A 20,248-nucleotide genomic window follows, 5' to 3' on the forward strand; every position below is an offset into this window, starting at 1 on the left:
CGCCTAATTTTTCTTAGTCCTAAAGAACGAGGCTAACAAGCCTTACGTCCAATGGTTCAAAACCTATATAAATCTATTATCAATTTTACTGACACCCGAAACTTAAATTAGGGCACATGAGAAAAATAAATTCTCATTATTAAAAAACACCACTCACACTGGGACAGTAAAATGAAAAATAAATTGCTTGTTAAATCATATTTATCTATCGCTATTTTAAGTACGTTAAGTTTGAACAGCTACGCAGAAGAAGAAAACTACTCTTGGAATATCTCTGGCTGGATTAATGAAGGATTAACGTATTACGATGATGGCATTGGAAGTGATGTCGCTCAACTTTCAGATAATGGCACCACACTTGGCAGCCGCATTACCCTTTCTGGTGATTACAAATTAGAAGAGCACGGATTAGATGTGGGTTTCGAAGTCATTATTGAGCCGCTTTCAGGTACACCTAACTATTCAGGCGGCGGCCACCAAACTCCCCTTCTGTTCGCAAACCAAGATAATTTAGATACCTTCAATGGCGGCGATATTGGGCTTCTAGGTAGTAGCCTTCACATTGGGGGGGATTGGGGGAAAGTAACTATAGGCCTACAAAGTATGCCTACCGATAACATTGCTGTTCTTGCAGACCCATCAGGCACTATTTGGTCTGGCATTTCGCCATTATTCCGCGCTAATGGATTCTTCATTCGCGGCATTGACGAAGGTACGACTAATGTTGCCTGGGGTCAGTTTGCACAATGCTTAGCCACACCTGGGCTCGGTATCGGCCTTGACTGTAATGGGATTTACCGGAACGGCGTACGTTATGACTTGCCTAAAATGGGTAATTTTAGCGTGGCAGTTGGCTATGCCAATGATGAAATATACGACATCGCGGTTAAGTACTCAGCCGAACATGGCGGGTTTAAAACAAACCTACATGGTGGCTATTCAGTGAATAAAGACGGCGGCACTAATGTAGGCGGCGACGGCTCATCAACCTTACAATTTCAAACCGGCGTAATGCACCTTGAATCTGGTATTTTCGGTGTGGCCACCTATCAAATGGAAGAAACTGATGATGCGATCATCGGCTCAGGGGACGACACAGATGCCTATTACTTTAAAGCCGGTGTTCGCAAGCAATATAACGCCTTTGGCGACTCCGCTTTTTACGCAGAATACGCAAGCTATAACGACCAATACGGTATGGCCCATCTAGACGGTGTAGTAGGCTCTGAACTTAATCAATGGGGGATTGCGGCAGAGCAGTATTTTGGCTCTCGTTTTCTCATTTATGCAAAGTATGAAAATTTAAGTCTCAGCGTCAGTGGCTCTGAAGCAGCACAGTCACTTTATGATAATGCAGAAGATCTCACGCTTATTCAGTTAGGTGGCACCATTTTCTTCTAACTCTCGACTCAAATAGGGAGCAATTCTGCTCCTTATTTAGATGTTTTTTAAGAGTAAGTAATTTTAAACGAAGCTTATATTTACTTGGTACTAAATTATGATGAGATTAATGTTAAGAATTCAAGTGATTATTATCATGGTATTTTTCTCCACGCCATCATTTTCATCAGATACTATTTTATGGCGTGAAAGTGAAAATTCTCTTATCAAAATACAAAACAACAATATTGATGGGAAAAAATTAAAAAATGGCGACATCGCAGAGAGTGAATTAACCGAAAATCTAACTTCTCAACCAGTCGAGATAGATGAAAAAGACATATTAAAATTTTTATCTAGTATAAAAATAATAAAAAATAAAAGTACAACTGAACCTCTATTTACAGAGAAACAACAAAACAACCTCGCGAAGTATTTAAGCATAGGCCTAAAAAAAGCAAAGCCTCATCAAGATATATTATTTTCCTTGGCGAAAGAAAAAAGAACCCTAGGAGGACTAAAAAAACAAACTTACTTTATAGCAGGTAGAGCATTTTTCAACGAAGGCCTACTTAATCTCATCATTGGTGAACACAATCGAGTAGCAAACAGCGCCTACGAAATGGCCTACGACCCCACTAACCAAGGGCTTGTTGAATACGACTTTAATTATGGTGAAAGAGTAGTATCAAAATTCCCTTTCAATGAAAAGCTAGCGTTCACTTTATCGAGTGTAACCATGAAGTCTACTAGAACTGATTGGGTCACCGTAAACGTAGCAGAGTTACATAAAACGCCAGTGTCGCCCGACATTGTTAAGGAAGCATTAAAACCGAATGAAGAGCCGCTAATAAAAAGATTCAAAACCCTTGAAAAGCTTAGAAAAGAGGGGTTAATTACTGAAGAAGAATACGAACAAAAGCGTAAAGCGCTTTTAAGCAATTTATGATGAATTTTAAGGCTTTTTTGTTATAAGACTTCGGTCGTATTTGCTTGCCCACGTTGTAACTATTTTGTTAAAATAAATTTAACAAACATAGCGGTAGATTACGTATTGTGTGAGTGCATTTGGGTACTTACTAAGCCGAGGGTAGTAATAGTATGCAAAGAATTCTTATCATTGACGATCACCCTATTTTTCGTCACGCCATGGTGACGATATTAGGCAAAAAATTTCCCGACTCTCAAACCATTGAAGCTAATTCACTCTCTGAAGCGCTTGAGGTACTCGAAGCTGATGCTGCTTTCGATCTTGTGATGCTAGATTTAAATATGCCAGAAACCTGCGGGCTCAATGGCTTACTTGAAATTCGGAATCAGCACCCTAACCTTCCTGTCGTTATCATCTCGGCGGAAACGGAAAAGCACAACATTCTGCAAACCATTTCTTATGGTGCAGTAGGATTCATATCAAAGAGTAGTAAAATAGAAGAAATTGCCACGTCAGTGGAGTCTATTTTTGAGGGTAATGTATGCCTTCCTTCTGAAATTTTACGTACATCATCGACAAGAAACCGAGTGAAAAAAGAAGACGCTATTTCTCTTGATCAAATTCGCTCGTTAACCAGAAAAGAATTAGCGGTTTTGAAATATTTAACCCAGGGTTTAGCTAATAAAGTTATCGCTTATGAGCTCAATATTTCAGAAACAACCGTGAAATCACACGTCTCATCTATTTTGAAGAAATTAGGGGCAAGCAATCGAGTTAAAGTGGTAGCTAGCGCTGCCAATATCGATTTTAATCAGTACGTATTTAACTAATACGTACACAGCATATGTGTGTTGTGCCTAGCGTCCGCCACCTATGGGTTTATGCGAATAGCACTTAAGAAACAGCCGATTTAAGTGCTTGTTTCAAGCGTAGTGAATTAATCGGCTTGTGCAACAGCTGTATATTTGTCCCTTCTAATTCATTTTCTAGCGCTTTAGAATGATTGGCCGTACACAGCATAATGGGCATAGCCGGCATGGTTTGCTTAATATGCTTCGCAATTTCTAACCCATTCTCTCCGTCATCTAAATGATAATCGACAATAAGCAAATCACACTCGTCAAAGCAATGGTCCATCACCGCCATGCATTGTGCAAAACCTGAAAACGTAACCACTTCCACACCCCAATTTTCGAATAGCGTCTGCATGGCTATCCGCATATTGGTGTCGTTGTCGATATGCCAAATTTGTTTATCTAAAAGGTTATCAGGCAAGCTATCTTGAGGTACTGCATCAAACGAAGCCTCGTGCTCAATGTCTTGAATAGTTGCAAGGGGCACCGTTAAAGTAAAACAAGATCCAACCCCTTGCGTAGATATAACCTTGATATCATGCTCTAGTAGACGACTCATTTTATCAACGATATAAAGCCCAAGTCCTAAACTGTAAGAATAGTTAAAGTCATTTTCCAATCGACTAAATTCTTTGAAGATTACAGCTTGATCGGCGTGGCTTATTCCAACCCCTTGGTCGAATATACTGATGCGAAGATGGTTGCCTTTCGTCCTTGCCACAAAAAGCACTTTCCCTTTTGCACCGTATTTCATGGCATTACTTAGTAAATTACGAAGAATTCGTGACAGCAAACTTAGATCAGTATGCACAATAGCGTCTTGGAATTTATAACGAAAATTTACTTCATAGTCGTGACTGATGTGGCTGAACTCCTCAGCTAACTGCGTTAGCAATGGGAGTGCATCCTCTCGCTGTTTGTCAGGTTGCACCACTCCCGCGTCTAATTTCGATGTCTCAATCAGAGTACGGATTAGACTGTTCAAGTCGGATAGTGAGTTATCTAAGGCGCTTACTATTGGTTCAGCAGATGCTTGTACCTGATCTCTTAAAGACTCATTAAATAAAATAGCCGCACTTAAAGGCTGCATTAAGTCATGACTAATGGCCGCTAAGAATTTGCTCTTTGAATTCATCGCTTCTTGCAGCGCAATATTTGCGTGATTGAGTTCTCGAGTACGCTTTTCTACATTTGACTCTAGCTGGTCTTTCGCTGCTTGTAGCTGTTGTTTACTTCTTACTTGGTGTGACACATCAGTAGCAAGAACAAAATGCCCTTCTATTTCATTCTTATCGTTGAAATGGGGTAGATAGACTTTTTGTAAGAATCCGATTTCACCTTTTGCGTTAGTTTCTTCACTTTGAAAACTAACCACCTCTCCTTTATTTACTCGCTCTACATAATGAATAAGACGAGGATAGACGTGTTTAAGGTGGCTTTGTTCCATCGCTACGCCGTACAAGGGTTCTTCTCCTAGCCCATACCAATCTCGATAACCCTTGTTGGTGTATAAGAAGTTTTTATCTGTGCCGATATAGGCGATAAGTGCGGGCACATTATCGGTAATCATGCGGATCCAACTTTCGTTCTGCTTCAAGGTTTCCGCATACTGATGCTGAGACGTCACATTGGTAAAAGTACACAGGGTGTTTCCGTCAGGAAGCAGAGTAATTCGCCTATCGACTACCAAGTTTTCGTTAATAATTTGAGTGGTGTCACCACCTTTCTCAAGGTTTAAACCGCTCCAGTCAGCATGCATTTGCAGAGAATAAATATTCTTACAATCAAACATTGCCTGCTTCGACAAATTAGATTGGGTTATAAACGTATTGTTCCAAAAGGCAACGCCACCCTCTTGGTTAATAAGCAAGATACCAACATCAACATTATCAATAAGACTTTGTAGCAGTTTGTTTTTCTCTTTTATTACTTGCTCATACCGATTTGACTCATTTAACTTCACTTCAGTGATATCGTTAAACAAGATAACTTTCCCGCCTTCTTGAGTACGGCGAATAGTCAGTTGATACCACCGGCTATTAGACAGCTGATAGATAACTCGGCCTTCGGAGTCAGGGGGAAGCACACGGCGGATAATCCCTAAATGCTTGGCAAGTTGAGTAATATCATAATAATGATCACCAATCTTTGGCGTAACTGAATAGTTGTCCCAAACAGTTACAAAATGCCGATTGAAATAAACCACTGCCCCTTTACTATCAAGCAATACCATCGCTTGGTTGATACTTTCGATAGCGTCATTTAGGCGCTGCTTGAGTTGATTAGTTTCTTGATTAGCTCGTGCAATTTCAGTATTCGACTTTTCTAACTTCTGCAGCACGATTTGCAATGCTTCGGTTTTCTCGTTTACTTTTTCAGATAACTGCACGGCATGTTCAAAGGCCCGGTAACTATGGTGATTGAATCCACCTTCTTCGATACGATACATAAGCGCAGCGTTAATCTTTTCAAGCTTTTCATTTTCATCGATTTGGCGTGTGAGTTCGCGACGTAGCTTCTCTAGTTCAGTTTCCTCGTGCGTTTTATCCTCTTCAATCTCTGGGAACGCTTCATTCTTATTACGCGCTAGGTTCTCTTCATTACTTTGAGAGTCAATGGTTTGGTGCTGCTCAGTTTTTAGCAAAGTACACCCCCGTGAAGGTCTGGTTTAAATGCACCGAATGAATATGTTCGCCATAAGCATTAAACCCGCCTACATGATATTTTTGCTGCAATCGCTGAATTTCAGATTCTTTTTTGTTTTGTTCAATTTCTAAACGCCGCAAAAAGCAATCACAGGTATACACAAATTCGGCCTCTCCTAACTCCTGAGTTAGCGTTTCTAACTTGTTCTCTAGAACATCGATACAATCACCAAGTTGCACAAAGGTAAGAATAATGCCGATATCAACCGCACAGTAAAACGTTATAGCGTTGGTGGCCAAATCTACTTTTTGTATTGAGCGGATAAAATATCTATCCCCTACTAGTACCGCCAATGGGAATACTGAAAACACATCTGGGGTTAGATCAGAAGCCTTTAACCCAAGCAAACTTGCATAGTATTGCGCAGCGGGTTCGCCGTTAATCTCGTAAACCGTACGAGACTCTGGATCAGCTTTGGTTACCACCAACTTAGACACTGGCGAGTCGATATGATCGACAGAAAAAACAGAGAACGCTTTACCGGTTCCTATCAACATTAACACTGCTGCGTTTTGATGAAATTTCCCCTGATAAAAAACATAGGTGGCTTCAAGTTTTAAATCGTCACCAGCACTGCCGCCTAAATGAGGAATATTGCCGAACGCTGTGGCAAAGGTCTCTAAAAAATGTTCTTCGTGTCGGGTTAGCCCGTCTAGCACAGAAATGACAAAGTGCTGATTGGTATCGTACCGCTTATCTCTTGCCTGCAAGGTATGGCGCAGACCACTTGCAATGTCATGGGCTTCGTCAAAATTAATTTTATCTACGTTTGAAACTAACGCGGTAGCTATGGAAAAATCACGCTTTAAGAAGGCAACAACAACTAAGCTTTCGGTACAATACCCGTTTTTATTAAACTCTCCGGCACTAGTGCAACCGACCGTGGGCACATTGACAAACAGTGATGTCATATTCTGCGCAACTTCATCTAAATCGAACGACGTTGAAGTATGAAAAAGTACCAGTTCTATTTCATCTAACGTTGTTTTAGATAGAATTTCACTGGCAACGTCATGACACGCATCTGCCGCCGCATATACCGCAGACACTGACTGACTGGCAGGCTTACTCAGCGCGGACAGGATGGAAGTTTTTGACACGTGTTGGCACCTTATTTTTTTTATATTTATCAATTTTGCATAGGTTAGGATTATCTAACGTCACTACGCACTCAAAGCACTGCACACATTCAGCATAATCAATACTGCCATCTTGTTCGATGGCATCTATACCGCATTTTTTCTGCTTACAGAGTTGGCATGGACTACCACATTCTTTACGACGCTCTAAGAGCTTAACAAAAGGGAAGCGGCCTAAAACAGCTAATCCAGCACCCAACGGGCAAAGGTAGCGACAATATACCTTGTGAATTTTTAAACTTAATCCTAATAGTAAAAGCGCATAGAGTACGAACGGCCAATAGCGTACAAAATGGAGCGTGATCGAGGTTTTAAAGGGCTCAACTTCCGCTAATTTTTCGGCCAATGTTAATGAGTAAAACGACGTTGCAACTAAGCCAACCAGCACGACATACTTAAGCTTTTGCGCATATATATGATGCTTTGGCTTTATTCGAATCTGCCTTATTTTTAACTTTTGTGCAACAATTGCCATAATTTCCTGAAGCGCTCCAAAAGGGCATAACCAGCCGCAATAAAGCCCTCGCCCTACAATAAATAGCGACACAAACACAAAGCACCACAACACAAAAATAACAGGGTCGAGCAAATAGACTTCAATAGAAAAACCATCGGCTAAATCTAGTAGCAATGTATAAATATTAACGACCGACAATTGCCCTTGCGCGTAGAAGCCTATAAAAAACAAGACAAAGAGCAATGATGCCCCTCTAACAACATGCACCATGCGCGAATATTTCATTAGCTTTCGTTGGAAACCAAAGAACAACGACAGCGCAACTAAGTAAACAAGCGTAATACTGAGTTCCAACCACCTGCTTTGCCACAACTGCTGCCAAAGCGGCACGCTAGCACGTTGTTGCGCTTCGGGGTTTTCCATGAATAGCGCGTCAGGTAATAAAAACGTGTGGTTAAACAGGTGCTCATCTTGCTCCATAAACCGAGGGCTAAAGGGCAAACTAATCGAGACCGTCATTTCTTGGTCGAGGGACAGCCCACCTTGTGATTTAATCCTAAGTACCTTTATGGTTTCAAACTCTGGCATCGGTTGCTTAAAACTAGGGTCGTAAAAGCTATAAAAATCTAAGTCTCTAGCATCAATAGTAAATGCGGATTGCGAGAGGCGAAAAAACTCTGGCGCAGTTTGAGGAATAAACTCATCACTCACGAAACTAAAGCCTTGGGTATTCATTACCAACAAGGCTACTTCGCCAGGTTTTAAGCTTTCTTGAAGCCTAAGATATTCCTCTTCCCGTAATAGGTTTTTCCCCACAATAGGTAAACTGAGAAAGCCGAAAAAGTGCTCGGAAAATAATGACTCTTGAGGGTCGGTAAAAGCATTCGCCGCGTCGATAACTTCGGTAGGAAGGTCATCTATTTCACTACGGTAAATGGTTTGTTTTTGGATATAACCGGCCGCTACTAGTTGTTCTAAGGTGAGAGTTTCAAAATAATCAGGATTAATAATGCGTGTGCTGGGCAATACAAAACCATCTAACTTAGCCCGTGCTACCGCCAATGCAGAGGTAACAATAGTATCGTTTATCACCAGTACCGACACTGTGGCTTTTGTCACACCATCAAAGTAGGTCGCATTTTTGCCCACATGGCTTTTTCCACCCACCACGAAACGTTCTTTCACATTGTGGCTTTTATATTGCGCGATAAAATCTCTTAGCGACTGCTCACCTAATCCATGCAAAAAAATGGGTTCGCTGTGTTTTTTTATAGCCAGATCGGCAAAATTACCGTGGGTGTCCAGTCCAATTAACACATTGACTGGTTTACCTGAGAAACCAATAAAGTCGACAAAGTCTTTCGATTCAAACACGTAACCCAGCAATTGCTGCAATTGATAAACCGGTATTACGTTAATGTCAGTGTGCGCATTGCCTACACGAGTAGCGGTAGGGAATAATTGGCGTACGTCTTCGGGAATGTCAGTGGCGTCGGATTGTGCGAAAACCGGCGTTACAGCGGTTACTGATAAACAGAGCAAAATACAAAGTAGTAGATACGCTTTTAGCATAACAAAATAAGGCAGCACCTAGGTGCTGCCTTCCCACTTAATTAAAAGAAACCAAGTGGATTGATGTCGTAGCTCACCAACAAGTTTTTAGTCTGTTGATAGTGGTCCATCATCATCTTATGAGTTTCACGGCCTATGCCCGATTTTTTATAACCACCAAATGCAGCATGGGCAGGATATAGGTGATAACAGTTAGTCCACACGCGTCCAGCTTCAATAGCTCGGCCTACTCTAAAGGCGATATTTGCATCTCTGCTCCATAACCCTGCGCCTAAACCAAAGCTGGTGTTGTTTGCAATTTCAATCGCTTCTTCTTCGGTTTTAAAGGTTTGCACCGCGATTACTGGGCCAAAAATTTCTTCTTGGAACACACGCATTTGGTTGTGCCCTTTCAATATGGTGGGCTGAATGTAATAGCCTTTATCTAAACCTGGTAACTGTTCTTTTTCACCACCGGTGACAACTTCAGCGCCTTCTGATTTGCCGATATCAATGTACTTAAGGATTTTATCAAATTGTTCACTAGACGCTTGCGCACCTACCATGGTCTCGGTATCAAGCGGGTTGCCACGCTTAATTTTGTGAATTTTTTCAATCACTTTATCCATGAAGGCATCGTAGATATCTTCATGAATAACCGCACGAGATGGGCAAGTACATACTTCACCTTGGTTAAAGTAACCAAGTACTAAACCTTCGGCACATTTATCAATAAATTCCGGCTCGTGATCCATAATATCGGGAAAGAAGAGGTTCGGCGACTTACCGCCTAGTTCAACCGTAGATGGAATAAGATTTTCAGCCGCGCAACGAAGAATATGCTCGCCTACTGGCGTAGAGCCAGTAAAGGCGATTTTCGCAATTCGGGTACTTGTAGCAAGCGCTTGCCCCGCTTCTGCACCAAAACCATTAACAATATTGAGCACACCTGGTGGCAGCAAGTCTTGAATAAGTTCAGCAAAAACCAAAATAGACACTGGCGTTTGTTCTGCAGGTTTTAACACCACTACGTTGCCGGTGACGATAGCCGGTGCGAGTTTCCATGCCGCCATAAGTAGTGGGAAGTTCCATGGAATGATTTGCCCTACTACACCGTATGGTTCGTGGAAGTGATAAGCCACTGTGTTCTTATCAATTTCGCCGATAGTACCTTCTTGGCTACGTATACAGCCAGCATAATAACGGAAGTGATCGGCAGCTAATGGGACGTCGGCGTTAAGTGTTTCACGCACGGCCTTACCGTTATCCCATGTTTCTGCAACCGCGAGCATTTCAAGGTTAGCTTCAATACGATCGGCTATTTTTAACAGAATGTTCGAGCGTTCAGCGACTGATGTATCCGCCCACCCTTTTTTGGCAGCATGAGCAGCATCAATAGCCAGCTCAATATCTTCTGCAGTAGAACGAGGAATTTGGGCTATATCACTGCCATCTACAGGAGACGTAGTGACAAAGTATTCGCCCTTAACTGGCGCAACCCACTCACCACCGATAAAATTACCATAACTTTCTTTGAAACTGACTACTGAACCTTCACTTCCTGGATTTGCGTAAATCATAATGACACCTTTTTTGAATGCTTAGCGCGTCAACACGCTGCTAGTTATCGCTTACTGTGTCATTTGATAATCGTACTTTTGCAGCCAATCCACCATAATGCGATAGGCCGATTTGGCTCCTACTTTAGGAGGGGAAAAGAAGTTTATGCCTTGCCAATATAACCATGTTTTGTTGCCAGCTCGGTAAATTCTGCAGGAATGGTATTTAACTTTCGCTTTATCACTGTTAGCGCGTTTGACACTGTTTTCGCAGACAGGGCTAATTCATTGGCAATATCAAATCGGGTTTTACCCATCGCCGTTGCGATGAAGATTTCAAATTCACGCTTCGTTAATTTTGCAGCAATATCGACATCAGCGTTTAACAGCTGATTAGCCAAATTAACCGCCAATGAACGTTCTATGTATTTTTGCCCTTTGGCCACCACTTTTATGGCTGATATAAGTGTATCTGGCGGGCTACTTTTACTGATATACCCCATAGCGCCGGTTTGCATTGCCCGCTGTAATATGGCGCAATCCTCAAACATACTAAAAAATATGATTTTCAAATTAGGCTGCGTGGCTAAAAAGTCAGCGGCGAGCAATAAGCCACTCTCTTTCGCAAGATTAATATCCAGAACCAAGGTGTTGATATTGTGCGTTTTAAGTAGACGATGAGTTTGCTGCCCATCAGCCGCTTCTAAAACCGTACATTCAGGCATCATGGCATTTAGTAGAGCTTTATAACCTTCTCTTACTACAGCATGGTCATCTACTAGTAAGATATTCATGCCACGTTAACCTGACGTAAGTCTTCAGTGCCAAGTAAACTTAGGGATAACTGTACCCTTACACCACCTTCTTTGTGTGATTTTACAGCACAGGTAGCGCCTATACATCTGGCTCTACTGTGCATAGATAACATACCAATACTTTCAACAGCGTTTCCGTCAAGCCCTTTGCCGTTGTCTCGAATATTGATAGTAAGTCCTTGCTGGTCTCCAGCAATATTCACCCATACTTTTGACGCATCAGCATGTTTTACCACATTGTTAATCGCCTCCTGAACAAAGCGATAAATATGAATATCTCGCTCATGCTCTTGGGCAAATTTGTTTAAATTGATAGAAACTTGCCACTGGGTTTGAGGTAGCGCTAATTCTTGTTCGAATACCAGTTTTTCAAGGGATTGCTGTAACGATACTCTGTCTAACACTAACGGATGAAGGTGGACCGTTAAGTGGCGAATGGCGTCACTAATTTGCTGACTCATGGCCTGCACTTTATGGGCAGACAACTCAAGCACACTGGGCTCATTTGAGTTCACTAAAATATAGGCGTGAGCTTTGATGGTAGTAAGTAGTTGCCCCACATTATCGTGTAACTCTCTAGCAAGATAGCTTCTTTCTTGCTCTTGTAACAACGCGAGTTTCTTATCTATTTTAACCAACTGCCTTTCTTTGCTTTGGAGTGAATCTTGTAAGCGCTGAAACTGCCCAATAACACGCTTAACTTCTTTAATATCACTGTCTTCAAAATCATTCGTCGCTTTCCCCTCTACAAGTTGTTGTAAAGCATAGCCCAATTGATTTAAAGGCTTCAAGTGCTGCGCTACGGCAACTTTTAGCGTAAATAGCAATACGCTTAAGGTTGTAAAAAATAACGCGACCACTAGCCAAAAAAGGTTCATGTTCTGCACCAATTCGGCAGTATTGTGCGCTCTTACTACCAAATATTGATTTTCATGGATGGGAATATAGATAGGTTGGTTGTCAGAATGATAATTAGTAGGCATTGATAACCGACCAGTAAAGCCTGATACCGATAGGTGTGGGCTTTGCTCTGCAACTGCCTTGATATCGTTAGCATTCATATTCGCTTTAAGCATCTCTTGCACTTGGTTTAGCGCACTGGATGTTTCATCGTTTATATTTTGGCGAATTTGGAAATAGACCGCGCAGGAAAAGACAATAAAACACACGATAAAGACGGCCACGATGGCACTGGATATTTTCTTAAACCCCGACATGGCAATACCATAAACACAAAATAGACGTGTTTATGCTAAACAGTCTTCGCTAACAAACACATCCTGCAATAGCCCTGTTTTAATCATTCAAAAGGAGGAGAAGAAGATGGAGGCGGCTAGCAAGGCAGTCGTCAATTTTACCCGTGTTCAGCCGCCAGAAGTACGTTGGTGAAATTATAAAAACGCTACGAGTGACTCCGACACAGATTCAGGTTGCTCATCAGTAACCCAATGTGCAGCGCCCTCTATCCACTTGATAGAAGAATCGGGAATAGCATCCGCTAACATTGGTGCATATTTCGGCTTTTGGAACTCGTCTTTATCTCCCCACAGTATCAATGTTTCATGAGTAAGAGTAGGAAGGCTTCCCGCAATGGCTTGGGTGTATTCTTTATTCAGTCTACGCATATTGCGGAAGAAGGCAGCTTTCCCCTTTTCATTACTCCACGGGGTAATATATAAATCTATCATCTCTTCAACCGGTACCTTGTCTCCGTATACGCCGTTAGGAATGAAATCTTCAAGAATACCGCTAAACTTTTCCACACTCGTATTTTCTTCGAAACCGTTTTCGAAACTTTGTTATGAGTAATCAATTATGTTAATGCTGAACAGATGAAACCAGTAAAAAAACGAACACAAAATGTTAACCAATTGACAATTAAAAGCGCAGAAATCCACCTCAAATTGTTGACCAATAACCCCTGTATGCTATAACTAATAATAAGTAAAATCCTTCAAACCCTTAGTTTTTGAGCGCCTTCGACTGTAAACAGCATAATTTTAATCTCTTTGGTGCATATAAATATATGATTTGATAAGCCTCTTTTAACAAATACTTCTGTATTTGTAGAATAAGACGTAGATATCCTGAATTGATTGTTTTAAATGGTAGGTTTTGTTAGCGGATTTAGCAGAACAAACGCAGCTAGGCACCGGTATGCTTGAACCTTTTAAAGCAATTGAATTGTGTTGAACAATAAGTACAATTTAACCGATTAAGTTGTATCTGTTTGTACCTAATTATTGCAGTTATAAGGTTTAGTTGATGAAAAATCGTCGCATGTTCTGGCATATCGTTGAAAAAATAGAAGCGCAAATTGACGCTGGCCGATATCCCCCTGGAAGTCGCTTGCCGCCCGAAAGAGAACTTGCTGAAAATTTTGACGTCAGCAGACCAACCATCAGAGAAGCCATTATTGCACTTGAGGTGCGAGGCCGCGTGGAAGTTAAAGTAAGTTCTGGTGTGTATGTGCTAGACAATCAGCCTCAACAAAGTGAAGTACAACGCATTAGTGCTTTTGAGCTTACTCAAGCCCGCGCGCTGGTAGAAGGCGAAGCGGCAGCACTGGCGGCGCTTTCGATAACCGATGAAGAGCTTAATAGTCTTAACGACACCCTTATTGCAATGGAAAATGACGACGAGCCGGAAAAAGCCGATAGAGAATTCCACTCTATTATCGCCAAGGCTACTCGTAATAACGCGCTGTTGTTATCTATTCAACATTATTGGAAGTTAAGAGAATCTCAACCTCAAATCATATCGTCGTACAAAAGCGTTTGCGGTACCAGTAGTCAATACCGGCTAGAAGAGCACAAGCGTATATTTATGGCGTTAAAATCACGTGATTCACAAAGCGCGCGAACCGCCATGCATGGACATTTTAATCGATTGATTAATGCTTTATTTGAAGCATCAGAGGCCAAAGCCTTGGAAGAAATTAAAAAGAAATCAAGCGAAACCCGAGACCGATACTCTATTACTCATTTAGTCGGTTAAGTCGACAGCTCAAACCTATCACTTAATATTAAGCCGCTTAATTCACCTTAAGCGGTTTTTTTATGTCTCTACACCCCTATTTTTAGAAGATACTCATCAACGAAAACTCCCACCACAACAGACTTACCAAAGTGTAAGAATAATAAATAATTTTGGTATGATATGAGTGTTGGATAAAACTATCCACGCCCTTATATTTGAAAATTATTAATTACATTGCGTTTACATTAAGGGGGCGCTGCCTGAATCGACCAGACTTTACTAGACAGATTTTCTTTTGAATTCTTCTAGCTTTTCATAAGCCAGTGGAGGCATATTATTCGCGTCACCATGCTTGCGTCTAGAGTTATAAAACATTTCGATGTAATCGAATATGTCGGCTCTTGCATGTTCACGTGTTGTATAAATTTTTCTCTTTATTCGTTCTCGCTTAAGTAGTTGGAAGAAGCTCTCTGCGACGGCATTATCATGGCAGTTCCCTCGACGGCTCATGCTGGCTTTGAGATTATGTTCAGTTAAGAAGTCACTCCATTCATAACCTGTAAATTGACTCCCTTGATCTGAGTGTATAAGTACCTGCTTTTTAGGCTTTCGTTGTCACACCGCAGCTAGCAGGGCTTGAGTAACAAGCTCAGACTCCATGCGAGAACTCATCGACCAGCCAACAACAGCGCGAGAGTATAAGTCTAAAACGACGGCAAGGTAGAGCCAGCCTTCGTGAGTTCGGATGTAGGTAATATCAGTGACCCAGTATCTGTTCGGTGTGGCAACCGTGAATTGCCTATCAAGCACATTATCGGCAACAACCGCAGGCTTGCCGCTGAAGTGTCCTTTATGCTTTTTATAACCGACTTGTGCCTTTATACCTTCTAGCTTCATCAATTTAGCTACGCGATGTTTGCTGCAAGCTTCGCCTAAATCCTTAAGGTCACTCGTGACTTTTCTATACCCATAGACACAGCCACTTTCTAGCCAAGAATGCTTAATTAACCCCATCAGGCGCTCATCTTCTAACTGTCGCTTTGATTTCGGTTTATCCACCCATGCGTAGAAGCCACTTCGTTGTATTAAAAGTGCTTCACACATGAGTTTTATTGGGTAATTCTTGAGCCTAGCTTTTATGAACGCGTATTTTTCTTTGACTCGCCCGCGAAAAATACGGTTGTAAGTTCAAGTGATCACTGCAACGCTCTTTTCGATTTTGTGTGATGGAGTTTTGAATTTCAAGCTCTTTCTCTAGCTGCTTAATTCGGTCGGATTGTTCTTGAGACTGCCTATGTTCTTCACTCTCTGGGCCGTAGGCTTTTATCCAGTTATACAGCGAACTGCTAGTCACTCCCAGTCTCTCAGAAACGCTTGCCACCGAATAACCTTGGTCGGTAACTTGTTTGACGGCTTGTATTTTAAATTCTTCTGTAAATCGCTGAGACATCTTTTCTCCTTAGTACACACAATTATAAAGCAATTAAGTGTCTAGAGAAGTCTGGTCGATTCACTTCTTTGTTTTATTCAAAACAAAATCCATCTGGATACTGGTGTATTTGATCAAAATCAGCTTTACCTAGTGAGAGGCCACTTACCTTGAGTGAGGCATAAGCCATACTTATATGAAACAAAAAATTTGGAATGGCATAGATATTAATAAACGTATCACGTTCAAAGGATCGTTCAGCAAACCCTGCTGTGATTCCAAACTGCATAGACGTTTGGCTCTCCAACTCCTTGTCTGGTATGGAATCAAGATAACTCATCGTACTCTTCAGCTCATCAATTAGTGCTGCTCGGTCAGTCCCTCTGTAAAACGTGAGGATTTCTCTAGAGGCCAGTTGACAGCAACAACGTAATGTAAATGACACGGCGGTGCTAATATGCTGATGTGCCGGGAACATGGTATCTGTGAGTTGGTGCTTTAAGTGAGAATCTACATTGTCATTTTCTTCAAGAATTTTTTTAACATTTGATAAATAATATAGAAATACTTTTTTTGGATTGTTCATAAACAGTGTTTCCTTATTTCACTTACCACCACGTTTCATATTGAAATCCCACATTCATGCCAGCGGTGGAAACCTCGTATGGGTCATCGACATCAAAGACCGTGATGAAAACCGATATACAGGTCGATCATAAAAAGTCTTGTTTTTTGAATATTGTAAGCCTAAAGAATACTTTCTATGTCTTGCCGTGTACTTGTCTTTGAGCTCCAATGTGTCAAAACTGATCTCTTGAACCAACGTAATTTCTGATGACAGGTAATTCATAATTCTTAATGCGGTCCCAAACCACTGTTGCGTTTCTGAGACCAGCGTTCCGCTTTCTCTTTTTTCGTATATATTGGTCACTCCCAGACTCCATAAATTGGCGTCGTATACCAACTCATTCACTACTTGAATTCCATTAGTAGTGGGATTAACTCCTCTAGGTTGCGAAAATTCATGGTGTGCGAGCGGGCCGCTCGCTTTTTTTATTGCAAATAAGTAAGTCAGTTCACTATCCACCCGTGTTGTGAAGACTATGCCAAATGCTCTATGTATGCCATGATCAGTATCGTTTCCATAGGTAGTAATAATTTCTAGTGACGAGCTATCCAGATACTCAAAAAGATCAGAAATCAACACACGTAAATCTGTCGAATTTATCTTCGATCCCTGAGTATCACTAAAAAAATGTGAACCTGTAACTCGAATATCCTCAGTTACATCATAGTAGCCACCGACACCTTCTCCCCTGTAGTGATAATATTTATAATCATAAATATGCGCTTCCCGGCGTTGATAACTTCTTTTTCCCGTCCAAAGTCCCCACCCAGAAGCAAATCTAACTTGTAAGAACTGCTCGTCGGCGCTGAGTAAGTATGGATCTTGTCCAGGCAAATCCAAGAAATCCCAGCCTATGACACCTAACAGTGTGAACTCGTCAGTTTCATAGGAGGGATGTAATTGGAATTCCAAAAAGCCTTCGCATTCGTTTCCGTATCTGGATTTTGCGAAAGCGTTCAACATACTGTTGCAGTTCATTGTATTCCCGTTATCGACTCCAATTAAAAATCCATGCCGAAAATAGCCTGTTGTATCAAGCTCAAAGGATGCAATGGCTGACCAGCTACTGCAAGTCAGTGTGAGCGCCACGAAAAGAGCAAAAATAAACCTTTTATTCTTCATGCTTAAAGCCATGTAGCACTGTTAGTGGCTAAGTTTAGACTTGTTTGGTGGAGACCAGAATACCGATCCGAATAGAATTTTCGGCCAATATCGAAGCTTATTTTTTTTGAACTCGTCTATAAACCTGATATATGGCAGCAGAATATACCTCATTGGATTCACGCAATAGTCAGTATGTTTACTAAATAATCCGGACTCGGGAATATAATTTACTGGCTCTACATATGTTCCAAACAGTCTATCCCACAGCGTCAAACGTGCTCCAAAGTTGCACCCGGTTCTTTTGTTGTGAATTGGATCTCGAGAGTGATGCGTATAGTGCACACATGTCGTCATGAAAAATAAGCGCAACCATTTAAGCGGTCTGTAACGATTTTCAAGCGCATAAAGCGCAACTGAATGAGAGGGATCAATCCAAAGATTGATTAAAGCCATTGGTATTAGGAAGTAACCTGCATTAGAAAAATCATTGGTAAATAATTTTGCAACAAGAGGGAGCAACATCAACGAAGCGATACCATGCGCATTTAACAGAAAAAATCGTGGCTCTACACCGTGAGTAAGCTGAGTCAGATTTTCATTTCTGTGATGGTATATATGACCTAAGTTCCAGAATACCCTAACATTGTGGATCATCCTATGTGACCAATAAAAACAGAAATCTCCAAGTAACATGGCGATTAAAAAAGCAGATACACCGTCAAGATGAACGAGTGTAGGAATTGAAACAATAAATGAATCGTAACTATCAATTAAGTTCTCTACTGGTAAAAGACTAAAGCTGAAGACACCCAAAAACAGAATAAGAGAGTTAACGACAACCATATTTAGCATATTCGCATAATCGAAAGAGCGGCCAGTGAGGCGTTTGAAGAAAACCAAATCTGCTAGTCCGACAGCTAGACCCCAAACGATTTTTGCGACTGCGATACATATTAGTAGAGAATATAGCTCTGGCGAAATCCAGTCCTGCTGAATACTTTCTACCATATAAAATACTTCAACAGTGCCAGAATGATAAACGTCTATCATTCGCAGTACCTGAGGTTGCCAAATGCTCCAACCTATTACACCTATTGCTATAGTAATTAAAAACAATAACTTTGTTCTCGGTACTTCGATATTGTAGTGCCACATTTTTTTAAGCAGCTGTTTACCTGATTTAAAGGTTTTTGCACTATTGAGGATTCGCTCAGACATAGCAACTTTCCTTGTTTTGTTAGACCGAGCTGTAGAATATGTCGAATTCTATTGAAAATAATCAGTGTATTTATTATTTTACTATCAACCTGTGGTTTATAATCTAAAGCGTTAAATGAGTATTTATAGTGAAGTAGGGGCTTTTCATGCTGTTGTGGAGCAAGGGAGCTTCATAGGCGCTGCTAAAAAACTAGGAGTGAGCAGTACTGCTGTGAGCAACTCAGTGAAAAAGCTTGAGGCTCGGTTGAATGTGAGACTTCTTGAACGATCTACGAGAGTAGTTAGAGAAACCCACGAGGGTAGATCTTTTTATCAACAAAGTCGTTTGGCGTTTGCAAAGCTTGAAGAGTCATTTGAAGAAGTCAAAGATAAATCGGAAATACTCGCCGGTGAAATAGTAATTGCTGCACCTACTGACTTAGCCAAGACGAGACTTCTCGGGGTTCTTGACTCCTTTTTGTCCATCTATCCCGAGGTTCGTTTTCGGGTAAACACATCTGACTTCGTGGAAGATTTATATTCCGGCGATATTGATATAGCAATAAGGTATGGTATTCCCAGTGATTCAAGACTCGTTGCGCGTCCTCTATCCGATAAGAGAAGAGTCTTATGTGTTTCTCCCGACTTTATACTCAAGCATGGCCATATACAACACCCCTCAGAACTATCTCACCTACCTTGCATCTGTTATAAAGTTCGAGACAAGATAGATAACGAATGGGTTTTCTATAATCGGTCGGGCCAACGAATCCAAGTGAAGGTAAATTCCCAATTTTGTACTGACAACAGCTCCATTGCCAGAGAGTGGGCCGTAAGAGGAAAAGGAATAGTATATAAATCTAGCGTGGACGTACATGAGGATATTAAGAAAGGTCGATTGGTGACAGCACTAAATCAATTTGTAGGCCAAGAGTCCGCATTAAATGTGATCTATCCCTCTGCTCGGTATCAGCCACTAAGAGTTAAATACTTAATAGATTGCCTAATTGAATTCCAGTGGTGAAGGTTTACGCTTTGATTTGATAGTTCATAACTGTAGCGTCCTGACTTCTTCTCCTGTCTGACTGCTAATTACATCTTACGTGGACCATGTTTAAGATTAATCACGCCACTAATTCCATTTATGTGGGACACCGTTATTTTTTGTTGAACTACGACGCGTATATGCAGTTGGTCATTTCATATTTCTAAGATAGTCAGGAGACGCTTGAGCGCTAAAATTGCGGTCCACCTTACTGTATTGGATTCGTGCCAGAGTATTAAGTCTAAAATTTAAGAAGCAGCAAGTTTGGCGTTAGAATGATTAACTATCGCTGTGACTTCAGCGGACACACTGCCGCCGCTTGGTCAGGCTGTTGCGAACGTTGGCCTCAACAAGGAATACAAAAAGCCAGAAATATTTCATGGCTGCAACATGAAATGAGGAGTGGTAGTGTTATTAAAAATGTACACTTTTAACTGTACTGACTCACACATAATTTGCTAGGTTCGGTTCGGA

The 20,248-nt window shown here is 41.2% G+C and carries 15 protein-coding genes and 1 pseudogene; 5 read left to right on the forward strand and 11 right to left on the reverse strand.

The features are described 5' to 3' along the window. The first annotated feature begins 171 nt into the window (after positions 1-171). From AAC006_RS16340 to AAC006_RS16350, 3 genes are all read left to right on the forward strand, one after another. Positions 172-1,401 (forward strand): porin, encoded by a 1,230-nt coding sequence (locus AAC006_RS16340; protein ID WP_339891903.1) that lies wholly within the window; start codon positions 172-174, stop codon positions 1,399-1,401. Positions 1,402-1,498: 97 nt separating this feature from the next. Next, complete coding sequence (locus AAC006_RS16345; protein ID WP_339891905.1) at positions 1,499-2,329, forward strand: SHOCT domain-containing protein; 831 nt, start codon at positions 1,499-1,501, stop codon at positions 2,327-2,329. A gap of 152 nt (positions 2,330-2,481) precedes the next feature. Then, the gene (locus tag AAC006_RS16350; protein ID WP_013782723.1) at positions 2,482-3,141 is read left to right on the forward strand and encodes a response regulator transcription factor; all 660 of its coding nucleotides are present in this window, start codon (positions 2,482-2,484) and stop codon (positions 3,139-3,141) included. A 64-nt stretch (positions 3,142-3,205) separates the two neighbouring features. Here AAC006_RS16350 and AAC006_RS16355 read toward each other — a convergent pair whose 3' ends face one another. From AAC006_RS16355 to AAC006_RS16385, 7 genes are all read right to left on the reverse strand, one after another. Further along, positions 3,206-5,809, reverse strand: a complete 2,604-nt coding sequence (locus tag AAC006_RS16355; protein WP_339891907.1) for an ATP-binding protein — start codon at positions 5,807-5,809, stop codon at positions 3,206-3,208. Next, positions 5,796-6,971 carry a nitric oxide-sensing protein NosP gene (gene nosP / locus AAC006_RS16360; RefSeq protein WP_339891909.1) on the reverse strand — a complete coding sequence of 392 codons (1,176 nt, stop codon included), beginning with the start codon at positions 6,969-6,971 and terminating at the stop codon, positions 5,796-5,798. The genes AAC006_RS16355 and nosP overlap by 14 nt, the downstream gene beginning before the upstream one ends. Further along, positions 6,937-9,039 (reverse strand): 4Fe-4S binding protein, encoded by a 2,103-nt coding sequence (locus tag AAC006_RS16365; protein WP_339891921.1) that lies wholly within the window; start codon positions 9,037-9,039, stop codon positions 6,937-6,939. The genes nosP and AAC006_RS16365 overlap by 35 nt, the downstream gene beginning before the upstream one ends. A gap of 41 nt (positions 9,040-9,080) precedes the next feature. Next, on the reverse strand, positions 9,081-10,598 hold the full coding sequence (locus AAC006_RS16370; protein WP_126872591.1) for an aldehyde dehydrogenase family protein: 1,518 nt from the start codon (positions 10,596-10,598) through the stop codon (positions 9,081-9,083). A 143-nt stretch (positions 10,599-10,741) separates the two neighbouring features. Further along, positions 10,742-11,371, reverse strand: coding sequence for a response regulator transcription factor (locus tag AAC006_RS16375; protein WP_013782718.1), 630 nt, complete (start codon positions 11,369-11,371; stop codon positions 10,742-10,744). Then, positions 11,368-12,609: a sensor histidine kinase gene (locus AAC006_RS16380; protein ID WP_339891911.1), complete on the reverse strand. Its 1,242-nt coding sequence runs from the start codon at positions 12,607-12,609 to the stop codon at positions 11,368-11,370. Before AAC006_RS16380 ends, AAC006_RS16375 begins: the two co-directional genes overlap by 4 nt. Before the next feature lie 174 nt (positions 12,610-12,783). After that, entirely contained in the window at positions 12,784-13,155 is a 372-nt protein-coding gene (locus tag AAC006_RS16385; RefSeq protein WP_013782716.1) for an alpha/beta hydrolase, read from the reverse strand. Between the two features lie 502 nt (positions 13,156-13,657). Between AAC006_RS16385 and AAC006_RS16390 the strand changes: the two genes are divergently transcribed. Further along, positions 13,658-14,389 (forward strand): FadR/GntR family transcriptional regulator, encoded by a 732-nt coding sequence (locus AAC006_RS16390; RefSeq protein ID WP_013782715.1) that lies wholly within the window; start codon positions 13,658-13,660, stop codon positions 14,387-14,389. Positions 14,390-14,650: 261 nt separating this feature from the next. On the opposite strand, the pseudogene AAC006_RS16395 reads toward AAC006_RS16390, so the two are convergent. The 4 genes and pseudogenes from AAC006_RS16395 to AAC006_RS16410 form a co-directional block, all read right to left on the reverse strand. Next, positions 14,651-15,821: pseudogene (locus tag AAC006_RS16395) on the reverse strand (IS3 family transposase). Positions 15,822-15,894: 73 nt separating this feature from the next. Beyond that, positions 15,895-16,386 carry a DUF1993 family protein gene (locus AAC006_RS16400; RefSeq protein ID WP_208806267.1) on the reverse strand — a complete coding sequence of 164 codons (492 nt, stop codon included), beginning with the start codon at positions 16,384-16,386 and terminating at the stop codon, positions 15,895-15,897. Positions 16,387-16,440: 54 nt separating this feature from the next. Next, positions 16,441-17,550, reverse strand: coding sequence for a carbohydrate porin (locus tag AAC006_RS16405; RefSeq protein ID WP_339891913.1), 1,110 nt, complete (start codon positions 17,548-17,550; stop codon positions 16,441-16,443). Between the two features lie 21 nt (positions 17,551-17,571). Further along, positions 17,572-18,750 (reverse strand): sterol desaturase family protein, encoded by a 1,179-nt coding sequence (locus tag AAC006_RS16410; protein WP_013782709.1) that lies wholly within the window; start codon positions 18,748-18,750, stop codon positions 17,572-17,574. 115 nt (positions 18,751-18,865) lie between these two features. Between AAC006_RS16410 and AAC006_RS16415 the strand changes: the two genes are divergently transcribed. Next, positions 18,866-19,753, forward strand: a complete 888-nt coding sequence (locus AAC006_RS16415) for a LysR family transcriptional regulator (protein ID WP_013782708.1) — start codon at positions 18,866-18,868, stop codon at positions 19,751-19,753. The last annotated feature ends 495 nt before the right edge of the window (positions 19,754-20,248 follow it).

This window comes from uncultured Alteromonas sp. (assembly GCF_963976965.1).
In the GTDB taxonomy this organism is placed as follows: domain Bacteria; phylum Pseudomonadota; class Gammaproteobacteria; order Enterobacterales; family Alteromonadaceae; genus Alteromonas; species Alteromonas naphthalenivorans.